General features: G+C 42.3%; 14 protein-coding genes and 1 pseudogene. All 15 read right to left on the minus strand.

Annotated elements, in window-relative coordinates; genetic code table 11:
* Window positions 1–18 precede the first annotated feature (18 nt).
* On the minus strand, window positions 19–765 hold the full coding sequence (trmD, locus tag AC3ZVC_RS21175; protein ID WP_490068979.1) for a tRNA (guanosine(37)-N1)-methyltransferase TrmD: 747 nt from the start codon (window positions 763–765) through the stop codon (window positions 19–21).
* Window positions 765–1,286 (minus strand): ribosome maturation factor RimM, encoded by a 522-nt coding sequence (gene rimM, locus AC3ZVC_RS21180; RefSeq protein WP_490065115.1) that lies wholly within the window; start codon window positions 1,284–1,286, stop codon window positions 765–767. The genes trmD and rimM overlap by 1 nt, the downstream gene beginning before the upstream one ends.
* Window positions 1,287–1,300: 14 nt before the next feature.
* Entirely contained in the window at window positions 1,301–1,687 is a 387-nt protein-coding gene (locus tag AC3ZVC_RS21185) for a YlqD family protein (protein WP_490065116.1), read from the minus strand.
* 460 nt (window positions 1,688–2,147) lie between these two features.
* On the minus strand, window positions 2,148–2,378 hold the full coding sequence (locus AC3ZVC_RS21190; protein WP_009330783.1) for a KH domain-containing protein: 231 nt from the start codon (window positions 2,376–2,378) through the stop codon (window positions 2,148–2,150).
* 11 nt (window positions 2,379–2,389) lie between these two features.
* Window positions 2,390–2,662 carry a 30S ribosomal protein S16 gene (rpsP, locus tag AC3ZVC_RS21195; protein ID WP_026585563.1) on the minus strand — a complete coding sequence of 91 codons (273 nt, stop codon included), beginning with the start codon at window positions 2,660–2,662 and terminating at the stop codon, window positions 2,390–2,392.
* Window positions 2,663–2,770: 108 nt separating this feature from the next.
* Window positions 2,771–4,122 (minus strand): annotated as a pseudogene (gene ffh, locus AC3ZVC_RS21200) (signal recognition particle protein).
* 12 nt (window positions 4,123–4,134) lie between these two features.
* Entirely contained in the window at window positions 4,135–4,467 is a 333-nt protein-coding gene (locus AC3ZVC_RS21205) for a putative DNA-binding protein (RefSeq protein WP_490065117.1), read from the minus strand.
* A gap of 244 nt (window positions 4,468–4,711) precedes the next feature.
* Window positions 4,712–7,495 carry a VWA domain-containing protein gene (locus AC3ZVC_RS21210; protein ID WP_490065118.1) on the minus strand — a complete coding sequence of 928 codons (2,784 nt, stop codon included), beginning with the start codon at window positions 7,493–7,495 and terminating at the stop codon, window positions 4,712–4,714.
* Complete coding sequence (locus AC3ZVC_RS21215; RefSeq protein WP_490065119.1) at window positions 7,479–9,251, minus strand: vWA domain-containing protein; 1,773 nt, start codon at window positions 9,249–9,251, stop codon at window positions 7,479–7,481. The genes AC3ZVC_RS21210 and AC3ZVC_RS21215 overlap by 17 nt, the downstream gene beginning before the upstream one ends.
* 7 nt (window positions 9,252–9,258) lie before the next feature.
* A complete protein-coding gene (locus AC3ZVC_RS21220) occupies window positions 9,259–10,125 on the minus strand; it encodes a DUF58 domain-containing protein (RefSeq protein WP_490065120.1) in 867 nt (288 codons plus the stop codon).
* Window positions 10,125–11,129 (minus strand): AAA family ATPase, encoded by a 1,005-nt coding sequence (locus AC3ZVC_RS21225; RefSeq protein ID WP_490065121.1) that lies wholly within the window; start codon window positions 11,127–11,129, stop codon window positions 10,125–10,127. Before AC3ZVC_RS21225 ends, AC3ZVC_RS21220 begins: the two co-directional genes overlap by 1 nt.
* A gap of 5 nt (window positions 11,130–11,134) precedes the next feature.
* On the minus strand, window positions 11,135–12,721 hold the full coding sequence (locus AC3ZVC_RS21230) for a DUF8809 domain-containing protein (RefSeq protein ID WP_490065122.1): 1,587 nt from the start codon (window positions 12,719–12,721) through the stop codon (window positions 11,135–11,137).
* Window positions 12,722–12,771: 50 nt separating this feature from the next.
* On the minus strand, window positions 12,772–13,620 hold the full coding sequence (locus tag AC3ZVC_RS21235) for an ABC transporter permease (protein ID WP_214725737.1): 849 nt from the start codon (window positions 13,618–13,620) through the stop codon (window positions 12,772–12,774).
* Window positions 13,617–14,552, minus strand: a complete 936-nt coding sequence (locus tag AC3ZVC_RS21240; RefSeq protein WP_490065123.1) for an ABC transporter ATP-binding protein — start codon at window positions 14,550–14,552, stop codon at window positions 13,617–13,619. The genes AC3ZVC_RS21235 and AC3ZVC_RS21240 overlap by 4 nt, the downstream gene beginning before the upstream one ends.
* Entirely contained in the window at window positions 14,549–16,930 is a 2,382-nt protein-coding gene (locus AC3ZVC_RS21245; RefSeq protein WP_490065124.1) for a DUF8725 domain-containing protein, read from the minus strand. The genes AC3ZVC_RS21240 and AC3ZVC_RS21245 overlap by 4 nt, the downstream gene beginning before the upstream one ends.
* Between the last annotated feature and the right edge of the window lie 299 nt (window positions 16,931–17,229).

The raw sequence follows: 17,229 nt of genomic DNA on the forward strand, positions 1-17,229 counted from the left end.
CTTCTTTTTTTAACTTTATTAAAGTTGCCTGTTGATTTCCGCTTTTATTTCTTCAAGCCATTTTTTCTGATCTTTTGTTAAATCGGCTGCCTCAAGCAGATCGGGGCGTCTTAAGTAGGTTCTTCTTAGCGATTCCTTCGCCCGCCACTCTTCGATAAGCCGATGATTACCTGACATTAAAACATCCGGCACCTTAATCCCACGGAAATCAGCAGGTCGAGTATAATGAGGATGCTCAAGGAATCCGGTGCTGAACGAGTCTTTCATATGGGATTCTTCATTGCCCAGAACACCTGGAAGCAAACGCACAACGCTGTCGATTACAACCATCGCACCCAGCTCGCCGCCGGTAAGAACAAAATCCCCGATCGAAATCTCATCGGTTACAACATGTTCCCGAATTCTTTCATCGTACCCTTCATAATGTCCGCAAACAAAAATTAGGTGGTCCAGCTCGGCCAGTTCTTCTGCTTTCCGCTGGGTATACCGCTCACCCTGAGGGCAAAGCAAGATAATCCTGGGCTTTGTCTCTCCTTCGCCCCGGAGATTGTCCACTGCATCAAAAATTGGCTGCGGTTTTAATACCATTCCTGCTCCTCCGCCATAGGGATAATCATCCACTGTTTTATGCTTGTTATCCGCATACTCCCTAAAATTGACGACATTATATTCCACTGCATCATTTTCCGCTGCTTTTTTTAAAATGGAATGCCCAAAAACTCCATCAAACATTTCTGGAAAGAGAGTAAGAACATCAATCTTCATCATGAAAGCAGCCCTTCAATCGGGTTGATTACGATACGCTTCTCTTTTACGTCTACTTCTTTAACAACATCCTCAATATATGGAATCAGAATCTCTTTACCGCCTTTTCCTTTGAGCACCCAAACATCATTGGCACCCGGCGAAAGGATTTCTTTGATTTTGCCAACCTCTTCGCCTTCAAGCGTTTCCACCGTACATCCGATTATTTCATGATAATAAAATTCATCTTCCTCGAGAGCCCCCAGCTGATCTTCAGATACTTTCAAAATGCCGCCCTTCATTTTTTCAATCTGGTTTATATTTTCGTACCCTTCAAAGGTAAGCAAATTAAATGTCTTATGAGTCCGATGGGATTTCACCGTCAGTTCAATCGGTTCTGCTTTAGAGTCCGGCATAAATAAGTATAGCTTGCTTCCCGGCTTATATCTTTCGTCCGCAAAGTCTGTTTTGGATATCACTCTTGCTTCTCCTTTAATGCCATGGGTATTTACGATTTTCCCAACATTAAACCATTTCTGCATATAAACGATCACCTCTAGCGGATTTCATCAACAATACCATCTTTAATGATAATTGTTTTCCCTTTTTCTATGTCTTCCCAGCGAGAACCCTCTTCAATCTCGATAATCGCCTGGATTTCTTTTTCTTTTAATTCGCTCCCTAGTGGTAGCATATGTAATTGTTCTATTTGAAAATCGAGCAGTTTAACTTTTTCCTGCCTCATTTGAATTTCCTTTTCAAAATGCTTCATTAAACTGGCCGGGTGAATTTTCTTTGTTTTTTCCTGCTTTTTCAACTCAAACCGGAGCTGGTCACATTCTTTCTGCAGCTGCTGTTTTTTATCAGCATACCCCTCCAGCAATTCTTTCTTGCTATTCTCTGTTAACACCTGTTTGACTGTTACTGATTGAATAATTTTCATCTACAGCGCCTCCCAAACGCATTAGCCGAAGGAAACCCGGCTTCTTTGACAATCATGTCGATTTCTTAGTTGGCGATGTGTAAATTTTTTTGGCACTTCTCTCATAAATTGTTGTTTTACTTTTAAACCCTGTCCGTTGATTTCCGCTGCGTATACTTGCTTTCCGCGGGGAGAAATGAGAGCCTCCTCAGCTTCGCCTGCGGGGTCTCTCACACCCTCACTTTCCGCTCGACACTGAATAAATTTCCCCGAATTAACATCGCACGAAGAAAATGCGGATGCATTCTCGAGGATCAAGTACCCTCCGCTCCAATCAACTTAGTGGTTGAACTTAGTTTTAAGTTTAGAAGCGATGAACATTCAGAAAGCAGCATTTTTTAAATTGTAAAAAAAGGAGGGGAAGCCCCTCCTTTTCTTAGTGACATCCAGCTCTGGCCGCTGGCGGCCGGAACTTTCCGTGTTATTCTATGATCTCTAAAAAGATCTTCTTTTGTTCTGACGAACCTGCTGCATAAACAACGGTCCGTATTGCTTTCGCAACGCGCCCTTGCTTCCCAATTACTTTCCCCATGTCATTCTTGTTGACAGAAAGCTGATAGGTTACGCGCTGATCCTCTTCTTGGACATTCACTTGAACATCTTCCGGAAAATCAACAAGGGGCTTAACAATCGTTTCGATAAGCTCTTTCATCTTATAATGAATTACTTACCGTTTTTAGCGTTATGGAATTTCTCCATAATGCCTTGCTTAGAGAAAAGGTTGCGTACTGTATCAGATGGCTTAGCACCAGTCTGTAGCCATTTAAGAGCCAGCTCTTCATTGATATCAACGATTGCTGGTTGAGCAACCGGATTGTAAGTTCCAACTGTTTCAATGAAACGTCCGTCACGAGGAGAACGAGAATCAGCTACAACGATACGATAGAAAGGGTTTTTGTGAGCACCCATACGCTTTAAACGAATTTTTACTGCCATTTTAAAAAGCACCTCCGAATAGTTTCACACAAGATAGTATAATATCAGATAGTTAATTAGTTTGTAAAGGTTTTTTTCTTTACATGTTATGAAAAGCTTTTCGACGGCTTAAAAAGGATTAAAAGGAAGCTTGAATCCGCCCTTTTTCTTTCCCTTTTGCTGCATTCCAGTCATCTGCTTCATCATCTTTTTCATATCTTCAAATTGCTTCAGCAGACGGTTTACTTCAGGAACTGTCCTTCCGCTTCCTTTTGCAATCCGTTTGCGGCGGCTTGAATTGATAATCTCCGGATGAGTCTTCTCTTCCTTTGTCATCGCTTTAATAATCGCTTCAACGTGAGTAATTTGCTTCTCGTCGATTTGAATATTATTCAAGCCTTTAATTTTGTTGGCACCAGGCATCATTTTCAAAAGCTCGTCAAGCGGCCCCATATTGCGGACCTGTCCAAGCTGATCCAAAAAGTCATCAAATGTGAAGGAAGCAGTGCGCATTTTCTGCTCGAGCTCTTTCGCTTTTTCTTCATCCACATTGGCCTGTGCTTTTTCAATTAAGGAAAGGACGTCGCCCATGCCTAAAATACGGGAAGCCATCCGTTCTGGATGGAATGCTTCAAGCGCATCTAATTTCTCGCCAAGACCGACGAATTTAATTGGCGTGTTCGTTACGGATCTAATAGATAGTGCAGCTCCGCCTCGAGTGTCGCCATCCAGCTTTGTCAATACAACCCCGGTCAATCCGAGCAGTTCATTGAAGCTCTGGGCAACATTCACTGCATCTTGACCTGTCATGGCATCTACAACAAGGAATATTTCATCCGGATTAGAAAGCTCTTTGATTTGCTTAAGCTCATCCATGAGTGCCTCATCCACATGCAGTCTTCCCGCCGTATCGATTAGAACATAATCATTATGTTCTTCCTTGGCCTTTGCGATGGCCTGCTTAGCAATTTCAACAGGGCTGACCTGATCACCAAGGGAAAAGACTGGCATATTCAGCTGTTTGCCAAGTGTTTCAAGCTGCTTAATCGCAGCAGGCCGGTAAATATCTGCAGCTACCAGCATCGGATTGCGGTTGTACTTTTTGCGAAGCAGGTTCGCAAGCTTTCCGGTTGTTGTCGTTTTACCGGCGCCCTGAAGTCCGACCATCATAATAACAGTTGGCGGACGATTCGAAACAGCAATCTTGCTCTGCACTCCGCCCATCAGTTCCGTTAATTCCTCTTTAACAACCTTGATTACCTGCTGGCCCGGCGTCAGGCTCTTTAGAACTTCCTGGCCGACAGCGCGCTCGCTTACTTTTTTGACAAACTCTTTGACGACTTTGAAGTTAACGTCTGCTTCCAATAAAGCGAGACGGACTTCACGCATCATTTCTTTTACATCCGCTTCATTAATTTTTCCTTTTCCGCGGATCTCTGGATTGTATTTTGCAGTCGGTCGGCTAATCCTTCAAATGCCATATATGCCGCCTCCTAATCTAATTTCTCAAGCTCTGCTACTGCTTCTGCCAATGCCTCAGCGGAAGGGAATCCTTCCTTCAGCATCTTTTTCATGTTTGCAATCAGCTTGCTGCGCTCTTGAAATTTATGAAATAATAACAGCTTTTCTTCATACTCTTCAAGCATTGCTTCTGTACGTTTAATGTTGTCGTAAACCGCTTGCCGGCTAACTTCATATTCCTCGGCAATCTCTCCAAGCGAAAAATCATCCAGGTAGTACAGGGACATATAGCTTCTCTGCTTAGGAGTCAACAACGATTGATAAAAATCATAGAGGTAATTCATCCTCGTTGTCTTTTCGAGCATCCCTATTCCCCCTTGTTAAGTGAAAAGCCTTTACAAAGTAAGTTTACATAGAAGTACATGGCATGTCAAGAAAATATCTTTACATGATAGGCAAGGGCTCATTTTTGCCTTTCGTTGAGATATTGTAAATTTCGTTGATAACCCCACTTTTCCCATTATAACATCTCTACTTTGCTGTCCGAGCCACCATTCGAAATGGAATTTTGATTGGAGACAAACAAAAGCAGAGCATTTCGCTCCGCTTTTACTTATTTTTTCTGTTTTTCGCATCCAGCAGCCTTTTCATACGCTCTTCCCGTTCTTTCGGTGCGAGTGTCTCAGGCTGTCTTGATGGAGTTTGCTTTTTCCTTTCTGATTTAACGATCGGTTTTTCTTTTGAAAGCTGACCTTCTTGAACCGGAGCTTTGTCAGCTTTAACTGTCTTTTCCCGGGCAGGTTTCAGCTTTGCAAACTTTTCTGTTTGTCCACGATTTTCTACAGCTGCTTTCTTTCTGATTTTCTTTATAATTCCTCCAGCTAGACCTGTCAAACCGAATCGCCTTATAGCTATTTCAGTAAAAAAGAGCAGAAACGCTGCCAAGATCAGCCATTCGCTGATCGGCTGTTTTGTACTGGCTGGGTTCTTTAGCGGTCGAAAGCTGTCTTTTTCAGCCTCAAGTTCTTTGCCCCCTGTCAGCTTGGAAAGTTCCTCCAGGTGTTCTTTATTGGCTCCCTTTTGCTGATATTCTGCTGAATACGGAATGGTAAAGCCAGTTTGATGGATATGGACATTTCCATTTTGATCTGTCTGTTTAATGTTTAAAAAATACATCCCAGTGCTTTCTGGCAGGATCGTTTCATATTTACCCGGGGCGATTAACCTTGTATTCGAATCAATCTGCTCGCCCGTTTCTGAAACAATGGAGGTCTCTATAGGGAGTGACACGCTATTTGCAGACTCAAGGTTTAGCACCGTACTCCCGTCCCTTTTTTCAATGGAAATCCTGTATGGTTCACTTTCATACTGCGGCAAGGTTTTTGTAACAACCTGATTAATAAATAAAGGCCATTTTTCCCAGCGTGCCCAATCCCCTGACCATTTTCCTGAGAAGTCGGATGTAAAGGCAATTGTCCGGCCCATACCATACTGCCATTCAGCAAGGACAGGGTCTTCTTTTTCGCTCAATAACGGAACCTGCGAGCGCGGTTTTGCAGTTGCAGCAATATAGGCATTCATTTGGGGAACACCATTTTCAAAAAGTGCTGACCACTCTGGATATGGCTGAACAATCGGATAGAATGGGTTATCCTCTATATAGGTTCTTGTTGCCATCACGGTTTCGCGTGATAATATGCTCGGAATGACAGATGAATCTGTTACATCATAGTATCGTCCCGAGCCCATTGCAGCAAGATCTTCAAGCAGACTTCTATCAGCATCCTGTCCAAGGGCTACAGTGGAAAGTGTAATGTTTTTCTCTTTGCCGCTTTCAATTAATAATTCATAGTCCCTATTCGTTGCAGACTGTCCATCTGTGAGCAAAATAATATGCTTTCTTTGAAGCTTCAGATCTTCCAGCTCCATGAAGGCTTGTTCAAGAGACGTAAAGATTTCAGTGCCTCCGCCGGGAGTTATCGACCTAATCTTATCTATTGCCTTCTTTTTATCCTTCAGCGGCTCTGTTTCAAGAATTTCCCATGGCCGGTCATCGAATGCAATGAAACCAAGCGTGTCTTCTTCACGAAGCAGCTCCACTGAGCGGGCAGCAGCTTCCTTGGCCAGTTCGATTTTGCTTCCTGCCATACTTCCAGATCGGTCCATTACAAGTACAATTCCCAATGAAGGCATTTCTTTCTTGCCCTTAATGTCCATTTCCACGGGAAGCAGTTTTTCAATTGGTGTTTTAAAATAGCCTCCTAGCCCGAAGCTTTCCTCACCGCCCATCATAATGAAGCCGGTACCAAATTCTTTCACTGCTTTTTCCATTAAATTCATCTGACTTTCCGAGATAACAGTCGCTGGTACATTGTTAAAGATAATGGACTGATATTGCAGATATCCCGACAGAACTGTCGGAAGTTTTTCAGGCTGAACAGTATCTGCCTCAAGGCCTGAACCATCCAGGAACTCCTCAATATTCCCCGATTCGTTCCCCTGCACAATCAGTACCTTTGGAGTTCCTTTTACGTTTACAACCGAGTGCAGGGAATTATTTTCTGTAAAAGTATCCTGAACAGCTGCTATTTCTGCCTTATATACCGTTAGTCCCGCTGTATCTGCTTTATCGGTAAAGGTATAAACGTTCTTTCCTTCATTTACTTGAACGGATTCCTTTAAAACCTCTTTATGATTAACAGAAAGGCGTATGTCAGCTTTTTTACTGGTATTGCTTGTCACTTCTATTGTAATAGGAGCCTCTTCTCCCAAATAGAGTGAAGGAGGGACAGATAGCTCTGAAATAGATACATCTTCACCCGAGGCTGTTTTTAACAAAACATGATCGACTTCAATTTTCCGATTTTTTAAAATGGGGGCTATTTCCATTCCGTTGCCGGAAGTTTCATTGCCATCTGACAGAAGCACGATTCTCCCAGCTGAACCTCTTGGCATCAATGAAGCTGCGAACTGCAAGCCAGCCTCAAGATTGGTTTGGGAATCATCCACTTTCCCATTAAATTGGGCTACAGCCTCCCGATTCCTCCCCAAATTCTGTTCGAGGGCCACATTTTCGCCAAATGCAGCAACCGCATACTGATCATCGCTTTTTTTATGGCTGACACTTTTTTCTATCCAGGCAAGCGCTTCCCCGTTTTCACCAATACTCGCTGAACGGTCGGCAAGGAAAATGACGGTCTCTCCCTTTACCGGCAGCCGAACCTGCGGAACGGTCAGTGCGAGAATTAAGAGAGAAAAAATTACCATCCTCAGGCCGGCAATCCAATAGTCTTCTGTCCCCTTAGTCCGGTGTTTCCATATATACAAAAAAATCAAAAGTACAACAGGAATAAACAACAAAAACAGGAAGGGATATTTAACCTCTATGCCCACGGCGATATACCTCCCATTCCAAAGCAATTAAAATAAGAGCAGTTAACGCTAGCCAGAACCAGAGTTTTTCATTAGGTTTTTGGGTCACACTGTCTTTTTCTGATGATTTTTCATTCATTGTATAGGACTCTTCAGCTCTTGTATTCTTTTCCCGTTCATCGAGAAGCACGGAAAAATAATAAATGTGATTTTCTGAAACAGCCTGGTAGGTTCCAGGAACGGCAGGCGCTTTGAAGTTTTCCTTGCTTAAATCCAAGGTGTACAAATTATCATCTTTATGATTAAAAATCTCCCAACGATCCGAACCCTCGCCTACATTAAGCCATCGCTCCTCACCAGGCTTGAAATAACCAAGGAAACCTGTCTGCTGGGATAACCATTGATAAGCGTTATATAAGAAAATAGGAAAGCCGGGCTGAAGCGGCCAGTCCGTATCAGCCAGTTCAAAATTCACAATAATAATTGGCTGCCCCCTCAGCATACCCTTTTGTATTAATGGGATGCTGCCGCTTTTCATTACAGATTCCCATTCCCCATCCAAGGCTGCAGAAGCAGAATCGATAAACACTTTATCAAAATTAACATATTGAAGGAGAGCATCATCTTCTTCCGTAATCCCTTCATCAAGCTTTACCTTTTCTTTGCTGCTGTTAAAAAATATAAGCGGCTGCTGTGGAAGTTCCGATAGATTACTGCCTTCGGCAAGGACTACTCCCTTAATATCCAATCCGCTAATGTTGTCTGAATCTGTCTGCAATAATTCTGCTCCGATGGTTTGAAAGCCTTTTACAGCAAATGGGTTCACCGTTCCCATTGTGTAGATCTTTGGCTTTGAATCCGTATAAATGGAAGCAGCAAAATTATCAGCGCTGTAGCCATCCTCTATTGAGATGGCTGCCTCATAATAAGGTTTTTCAGGCAGTGAAGGAACCAGAACGGTCATTTGCTCATTTGCTTTTAATGATACTTTTTGTTCGAACAAAACTTCTTCCTCATTTTGAACCTTAAAGCCTGTTTCTATATTTCTTGAAGATTGGTTTTCTATCACTGCAACTGCTGAAATTTCACCAGCTACTGCTGCAGTGCCAAAGGACTGCAGCGAAACATTTCCTTCATCCGCTCCAATGTTATGTACAACAGTGTATTGGCCATCCATTCTTTCTTTTATTTTGTCCGGTGTAACTGCGTCGGAAAAGATATGGATAGCCGTGTCCTTCCCTGAGGATAAGGAATCTGCCAATACGAATGCTTTCTCCATATTTTCATGCTCATAAGAAAGCTCCAGGCTGTTGATTTTTCTGCTGATTTCTTCTGAATCATCTTCCCTGCTTAATAGAATCTCGCTTTTCTCTCCTGCTTTTATCAAAGTTACTTCCTGGCCATTTAGCTTGTCTGCCAAATCCAGCATTTCTTGTTTCGCCAATTCAAACCTAGTGGATTCATTCATTTCGGCTGACATGGAGGCAGATGGATCCGCGATAAGGATTAGGTGTTCACCCTTTAATGCATTTTCAAACCAGTACGGACGTACAAGTGCAAGCATTAATAACAGCAGAGCCAATATTTGCAGCCAGAATAAAAGATTTTGCTGCAGCTTTTTCAGCCAAGGGGAAGCCTGCCATTCGTTTAGAACCTGCTCCCATAGCATGTTGGATGAAACTGTCCTTTCCATGTACTGCTTGCGAAAAAAGTAAAATAAAACAACGGCAGCTATGAAAATAGTTAAAATAAAATAAATAGGATTTAAAAATTGCATGTTTTCGTCACCTTACCAGCCCCTTTGCGGGAAGATCCCGGAAAAGAATCGTCTGCAGATCCCTGGCTTCAGAAGCAAAGATATATTGGCCGCCATATCTTCTGCATAAGGCCTCAAGCTGTTTATTATGTTCCTTCAGACGTTTTTCATAGTCAAATAAAATAGAAGGGTTCAAACTGACATTTACTGCTGTCCCTGTTTCACTATCTACAAGCTTCATATCTCCCGAATAGGAAGGGTTCAGCTCTTCATTAGCAAGCACCTGGAAAAACCAAAACTCCTGCTTCATCCCTTTGAATTTCTTAAACAGACTTTCCCAATCTTCAATTGGTTCAAATCCATCCGATACTAAAATAGCAAGCTGCTGCTGTTTTGATAAAGAGTCTTTCATGCTACCCAGAAAGTTTTGGGAGCGTGCAGCGCCTTCGTATTTCTGAATTTCAAGGAAAGTGCGCCTGCTGTATAAGGAACCCTTTCTCTTCACTGGCTGTATCCCATCAGAAGATATTGCTGCATATAAAAGCCGGTCTTCACCAGCAAGCACCATAAAACTCAATGCGGCTGCCAGCCCTTTACCATACTCCCACTTCGATTGGATTTTTGTCATAGAAGAGGTTGCATCCAGATAAACGGCAATGGAAAGTTCCTGTTCATCCAAAAACCGTTTGATGTAATGCTTTTGGGTTCTTCCAAAAATATTCCAGTCAATTTGGCGAATATCATCACCAGGCTGATAGGCCCTAAAATCGGAGAATTCCATGGAAGAGCCAAATTTATTGGATTGTCGTGATCCTGCATGAATTCCCCTTTTTCTGTTCTTAACAACTACCCTTCTTTTTTGCAGCCTTCCAAGCAGAGCCTGTTGATTGTTCATCAGCCTTTTGCTCCCCGAACGGTTTCGCTTATTAGCTCCCCTATGATTGAATCAGCAGTGATACCAGCTGCTTCACCTTCAAAGTTCAAAATCAAGCGATGCCTTAGAACCGGATATGCAACTTGTTTAAGATCGCCAACAGAAACATGGAATCTACCGGAGCACATTGCCCTTGCCTTTGCCATATTGATCAAGCTCTGAAGCCCGCGTGGCCCGCTGCCATATTGAACAAAATTCTTCACTATTCCCGGGGCCTCTTCTGACTCTGGGTGTGTTGCAGTAATAATCCAAACCGCATAATCCAGTATTTCATCTGAAACAAGGATTTCCCTGGAAAGCCCTTGAAGTGCAATAACTTCCTCAAGCCCGGCTACCTTTTTTAGCTGTGTATTTTGCGGCCCTGTTGTTCTTAGTGCAATTTCTTTAAGCTCTTCTTTTGTTGGATATTTAACATTGACCTTGCAAAGGAAACGGTCCGTCTGCGCCTCAGGCAGAGGATAGGTGCCTTCCATATCAATTGGATTTTGTGTTGCCAGTACGAAAAAAGGTTTTTCCATGTTCTTTGTTTCGCCCATAATCGTTACGGTTTTTTCACCCATTGCCTCAAGCAGGGCACTCTGTGTTTTTGGTGTAGCCCTGTTGATCTCATCCGCAAGAATAATGTTTGCAAATAACGGTCCTTTATGAAAACTGAATGTTTGCCTTCCAGCCTCATCAGGCTGAAGAAGCATCGTACCGGTTATGTCGGATGGCATGATATCCGGCGTGAACTGTATTCTTGAAAAATTCAGATCAAGCACCTCTGATATTGTTTTAATCAGCATCGTTTTTCCGAGTCCCGGCAGCCCCTCAAGAAGTACATGTCCTCCTGCAAAAATACTCCATAAAACATGTTCAACCACTTCTTCCTGGCCAACCATAAATGCTTGAATTTCTTTTTTCACTTTTGCAATCGTTTCAGCAGCTTTTGCAAATTGCTGTTCTTTTTCTTCGATAACAGACATTGAAGTCACTCCTTGTCAGGATCTATACTCGTAAAATAATTTTTCACTATTTCTTCTAAATCAGCTGGGAGCTTATAACGATCCGTGCTTTGCCTATAAGCTTTTTCATAATTTCCATACACCTCACTGTATGGCCTGATACTCCCTTTTAAAACTGGCCCATCCCCTTCAAATTGCTGTCCTGAGTTACCTTCTCCGAGGGTGCCATTATCATTCTCAATGTTCTGCTGTCCTTCCATATGAGATGGAATGGTTAGCAGGTCCCTTGAACCCTGACCGAGGCCTGCTCCGCCGCCAAGACCGCTGCCCAAACCATTTCCGGAGCCTGAGCCCGAACCGCTTCCAGAACTTGTTCCGGAACCTGCGCCTGAACCATTGCCATTTCCATTGCTGGAATTATTGCCTGTTTGGTTTTGATTATTTTGCTGCCCTGAATTATTTTGCTGTTGTCCCTGGGGGGAAATAGAACCTGTACCCTGACTGCCAGGCTGACCAGGAGGTGCAAATGCCAATTGGCCAGGAGGCATTCCGTTTGCAGCCATTTGCTTCTGAAGGGATAATCCTGAACTTTGCAGTTCCTTTTGCGCTTCAGCCAGCTGTTTTAAAAGTTCTTCCGATTCCATCGCTTCTTCAAGCTTCTCCAAAAGCTTCGATAGCTCTTCTTCAGATAATGGCTCATCACTCCCGGTAAGCTTGCTCAATGCCTTTTTTTGCTCTTCACTTAATTCATCCATCTTATCGTTCAGCTTTGACAATTCTTGCTCAATTGCGGCCAAATCTTTTTGTGCCAGCTTGCGGCTTAGTTGATCCAGCCCATTTTTATTCAGGTCTGATTTCATATTTTCCAGTGCCATTGATTTTTCTTTTTCTTTAAGCGCTTTTAATTCGAGACTTTTCGTTTGTTTGGCCAATTCCTTTAAAGCCTCGTCAGCTGACTTTTTTGCGGAGATTTTATCTTTTGCCTCTTCTAATGCTTTTTTCACAGCAGGACTCTTTTCCTCCTCGGCTTTTTTCTCCAATTCCTTTTTTGCTTCTTCCACTAGTTTGATTTCCTTCTCCTGTTGGTGTGCCAATTCCATTTTTTCGCTGGGGATCAAATAAAGCAGCACGGCGGCAGCAAGAAAAGCAAAAAACAGTGAAAGAGGCTTAAGGCAAAGGATCGTTTTCTTCCTTCCTAAGACCTGATCATGCACTTTTTTCATATGCTTTACGGTATCAGCAAGCTGCAGCCTGGCTATTATTCCTTCATCCTTCAAAAAGGAAAAGGATGTAATAACTCTGTCCTCCGCTACGAACCGGTTATATAAGGCCGCTGCTTCAGCTATCCCCGGCCAGCGTTTACGTATTCGGTAAGCGGAAACGAGCAGTGATAATAGAAGGATTAGCCAAACATAATAGCCAAGAAAAGGAATGGCAATAAACCTTGCAGCAGTAATCAGAAGAAATGACAAAGCCGCTGCTAACGCAAGGAACACCTGCGATTCCTTAGCAATTAGCTGAAGCAGCATCTGCCGCCTAATCGGTTTTAAGAGTTTTTGATATTGAATGCGCTCTTCCATTGGTTTCATTCCCTTATTAAAGATCTCGGGCATCTCCACCCCCGCTATAGGGAAAAAGAAATTGCCCGAACTTTCCTATTCATTTAGCCCTTTTTCATATTGGGGCGGAGTTTTCTGATGCTGAGCAGCAAAGCTCCAATGAAAATCACAGTATACGAGATTAAATAAGATATCCATAACGGAAACTCAATGCCTGTTGATCGGGTTATTTCATTCGTTATCTCGGGTTCAAACGTACTGATCAAAATAATAACAGGGTTCAGCATTGCCGGGAAATAAGCCAAAGGGTTTGTCGGCTGAACCGCTGAATAATTGTAAGCATTGTTTAGCTGCATGAAGATTAAAGCCAGAAAAGCCGTTCCTCCTGCCAAAAATAAAGTAACTCCATAGGTAGTTACCATTGATACAATGGTTTTTCGTATGAGCGTTGAAAACAGTACCCCAAGGCTGCCAAAAGCAAGGATTGTGAATAGATAAAAGCCCATTGTCGTGAGCAGCTGTCCAGGGGAAACACCGCCAAATAAAAATACAAAGCTATAGAGCGGCAGACTTGCCGCGATAAGCAGAAGCAAATAGGAGATAGATGAAATCAGCTTGCTCAATATAATACTTGCGGAGCTTTGGGAAGTAGTCAGCATGATGTTTAATGTTTGCCTCTCCCTTTCACTGCTGATGACTCCTGCGGTCAATCCCGGTGTAATAAAAAGAATTAAACCAAGCTGCAAAACAGAAAGGATCATAAACATCGTCCGGCTTTGTTCCGGTTTAAAAAAGCCCTGCATGTTATTGGACAATGATTCTATGAATATAAAACCAACGATTATTAACCCAAGAGCAAGCAGGTAAAAGAGAACGCCCAAATAGCTCTTAAAGTTGCGGAAGCGGAGCTTGAACTCTTTGTTCAATACAGGATTCACCACTAGATTCTTCATGTCAGCTCAACCCCCTTTGTAATTTCCATAAAGACATCTTCAAGGTCTGTCTCCACTTCAGAAAAGCTGGTAATAGCCAGATTATTTAGTATTGCTTTTTTCAGCATGGCTGTTTGTTCTTCAACCGATCCTTTGTATATAAATTGGAAGGACAAGCCGTCCTCCAGCACTGCCAATTTGGAGACATTATGGTCATCCTCAAAAAAGGAGACCGCTTGATCAGCCCCATCCTGGACTTTCACAATAATTAGCCTCTCCCCTCGTAGCTGAGCCTGTATATCAGCAACTGAGCCCTGGGCCACTAATTTCCCTTGGTCTATAATGCCGATAATATCGCACATTTCGGCAAGCTCAGGTAAAATATGGGAAGAGATTAAAATCGTTTTACCCATGCTCTTCAATTCCTTTAATATTTCCCTCATCTCCACCCTTGCACGGGGATCTAGGCCTGAAGCGGGTTCATCAAGGATCAATACTTCAGGATCATGAATGAGGCACCTCGCCAGACAGAGGCGCTGCTTCATTCCCCTCGATAAAAGGTCAACATATGAATCTCTTTTGTGTGACAAATTTACGAGGTCGAGAAGCTGCGGTATCAGCTTCTCCCTCTCCGAAAACGGAATACCATAGCTGGCGCCATAGAAATGCAAGTATTCATCTGCCTTCAACTGGTCGTAAACGCCAAAGAAATCCGGCATATATCCGATCTGTTTCCTTACTTGCTTTGGTTCCTTTTGAACATTATAGCCATTTACATAAGCAGTTCCGGATGTTGGGGCCAGCAGGGTTGCCAAAATGGAAAATGTCGTTGACTTTCCCGCACCGTTCTGTCCAACAAACCCAAACACACTGCCTTTTTCTATAGTCAGGTTTAGCGAATCAAGTGCAGTAAATTTTCCGTACCTTTTCGTTAAATCAATTATTTCAATCATTTTGCCACCTCCCCTTTAATTGTAATCGCTGGCAATTGAACGTAAGGATCGCCCTGGGCAGATTTGTTGAGCTTCAATATGAATTTGCCTTCTTTAGAAATAAATTGGCTTAGATCGTCCTTGCTGGTCAGCTTTAAGCTGCGCTGATCCGGTTCGATCGGCAGCCATTTATCCGATTTATGATTTTTAACTGAATATTGGACTGCATGGCTATTAATCCTAACAGAAATTTCATCAAGGCTGTATGATTTATCTGCCAGCTGTTTTGGCAGATTAAGAATATATTCATATTCTCCGTCTTCCAACATCATTTCTGTATGGGATCCGCCCATTCCTTTTTCATAAATTTGACCCTGTATTACATTCCAGTCTGGCGCCATCATTCCATCTTTCAAAGTAAATGAACCAGAAAACTCATTTACTGCCTCGAATGGCTGCAATATTAGATTGCTATTGTTTTGCTTCTCCTTTTTCTCATCAATGGTTACGTTTATAACTGCATCTTTCGTTGTCCCTGCAAGGACTGGCTGTGACACATCTCCAAGCAAAAATGTCGAGGAAGCAAATTCCAGTCTTTCTTTCCTTAACTGGTTGATATCATTATTTCGGTTGCTCGGGTATGATCCATTAAAACTTCCTGCATACGGTCTTGTCAGCAAGGACTGTTTTGTTGTCTTATCTACGTTTATCGTTTCGCCTTTCTTTAGCGGCCCCAATTTAATCGCTTCATTGCCAGACCAAATGTATAATTCTTCAAAATCGTAATCAAACCCATTTGTGATGGTACCTGTTAAGCTCTTGTCTTTTAAAGTCAGGTCAGCCGTAAATTTCTCCTTTATCTCGGTCTGAGCTTTTCCATATATGGTTTTAGAAGACCAATAATCCACCTTTGGAAAAATAATTTCATTTTGTTTAATTTTTTCCGCCATGATTCCGCTCCTGAGCGGATCAGTGGCGGAAGAATTGTTTGTATGCACAACAGCATTAAATTCGCCTTTAGGTATTGTCAATATATATTCACCGCTTTTATTTGATAATAAGGTTGAGGCCTGATATCCGCTCAAAAGCTGATTATTCACCTTAAAAATCCCCATTTGATTAAGCTGCGGCTGTGATATCCGATCTTTCGCTCCCATTCCAAAGACAGCAGCTGCCATTAAAAATGCAAGCGAAGGGATGACCCACCAGGAATGCTCCCTTTTATCAAGCTTTCTTAGTACAAAATATAGAACAGGTACAATCAAAACAATATAACCCGCAAATAGTCCAATTAACTGCCCTATCGAAAAATTGGATGCAGGAAAGAATTCATTTGCTTCTGCAAATTCCCAATAAAGCTGGTCCAGGTATTCCTGTCCATACGGATTTGACCCTGTGCTGGCACTAGAAGCGTGCTTTAAAAAGCCGGCAAACCAGGTGCTGTATCCATTCCAGGAAGATAAGGGCTCATCTCCCAGTGAAAAAGCAGTTTGCAGAATCGAACCGCTTCCAAATTCTTTTATTAAGGTAACAGGAAGCTCACCGCTTTTCGTAATGATAGTGGAACCCTTATCTACCGGGCCTGTAAAAAAATTCAGCTCATCAAAGTCCCGCTGTGTATCTTTAATGCTCTGCAAGAAGTCAGCTGCACCAGTTGTTTCATTTTCAGCTTTCATCGGAAGCAATGAATATAGTTCCCCATAGGATTGGCTTGCATCTGGCGCAGCCCCAGCAATTAATACTCCACCGTTATAAACCCAATCCTTAATTGCTTTTTGCTGCTGTTCACTCAGCTGGGAAACCTCATATTCATCCACCAGCAAATAATCAAGCGTTTCCAATCCAATAGCCTGATTTGGCAATTCTTCTTTTTGTAGTTCAATCATCTGAATGGACATGGAAGGTAGCGTCCTAAGTTCTTTTAATCGGTCATATTTTTCACTTAAAACTCCAACAGCCTTAGAACTCATATCTATAAACTTTGGTTTTATGGTATCTTCGCCTTTGAAACTTACTTTTTCCCCATTCTTCCAATCTCCTTGATAAAGAGTCAGCGAAGGGATATTTTGATAAATGGAAGGGTGATCTTCCGTCATACCCGGCATGGAAACCAAGTATTCTTTCGTGCTTCCTGCCGGAAGCTCCACATCCACCGAGATCGCACCTCCGGTATTATAGGAAGGATGATAGCTTATTAACAAATCACCGCTAAAAGACTCTCCCGTATTTTCAAGCTTTATCCGCAGCGGAAACCCCTTTCCCCGCTTTACCTTTCCGCCAAATCCTTCATCAAGCGTAACTTTGATCTCTGTGTTTCCAGCCCCTGCGGTTTGCAAGGGACTGACCATGAGGAATAAACATAAAAAACCCATAATGATAATTTTAATTCTTCTGTGCAACCCTATCTCCCCCAATTAAAAATATAAACATCAACAGAAAAGGCCCTTACTCTTTTTTCTTTTTTTGGGGCCAGTTAAAACCGTAAATCAGCTGTTATTAAAAGCAAATGGCTAACAATACACATTGACAGCTTCCATAAATATAGACGCAAGCAACTGACAAAAAGTTCCTGACCATCTTGGAATTTAACCATTTAATGGAGAAATTATAAGAGAAACCTGGAAACAATCAGTGATTTTAGTGTAATTTTACACTTTTAAAATTGATTGTCAATATATTTTGACATTTCTGTTGATTA

It is taken from the genome of Cytobacillus sp. C11.1, assembly GCF_058145115.1.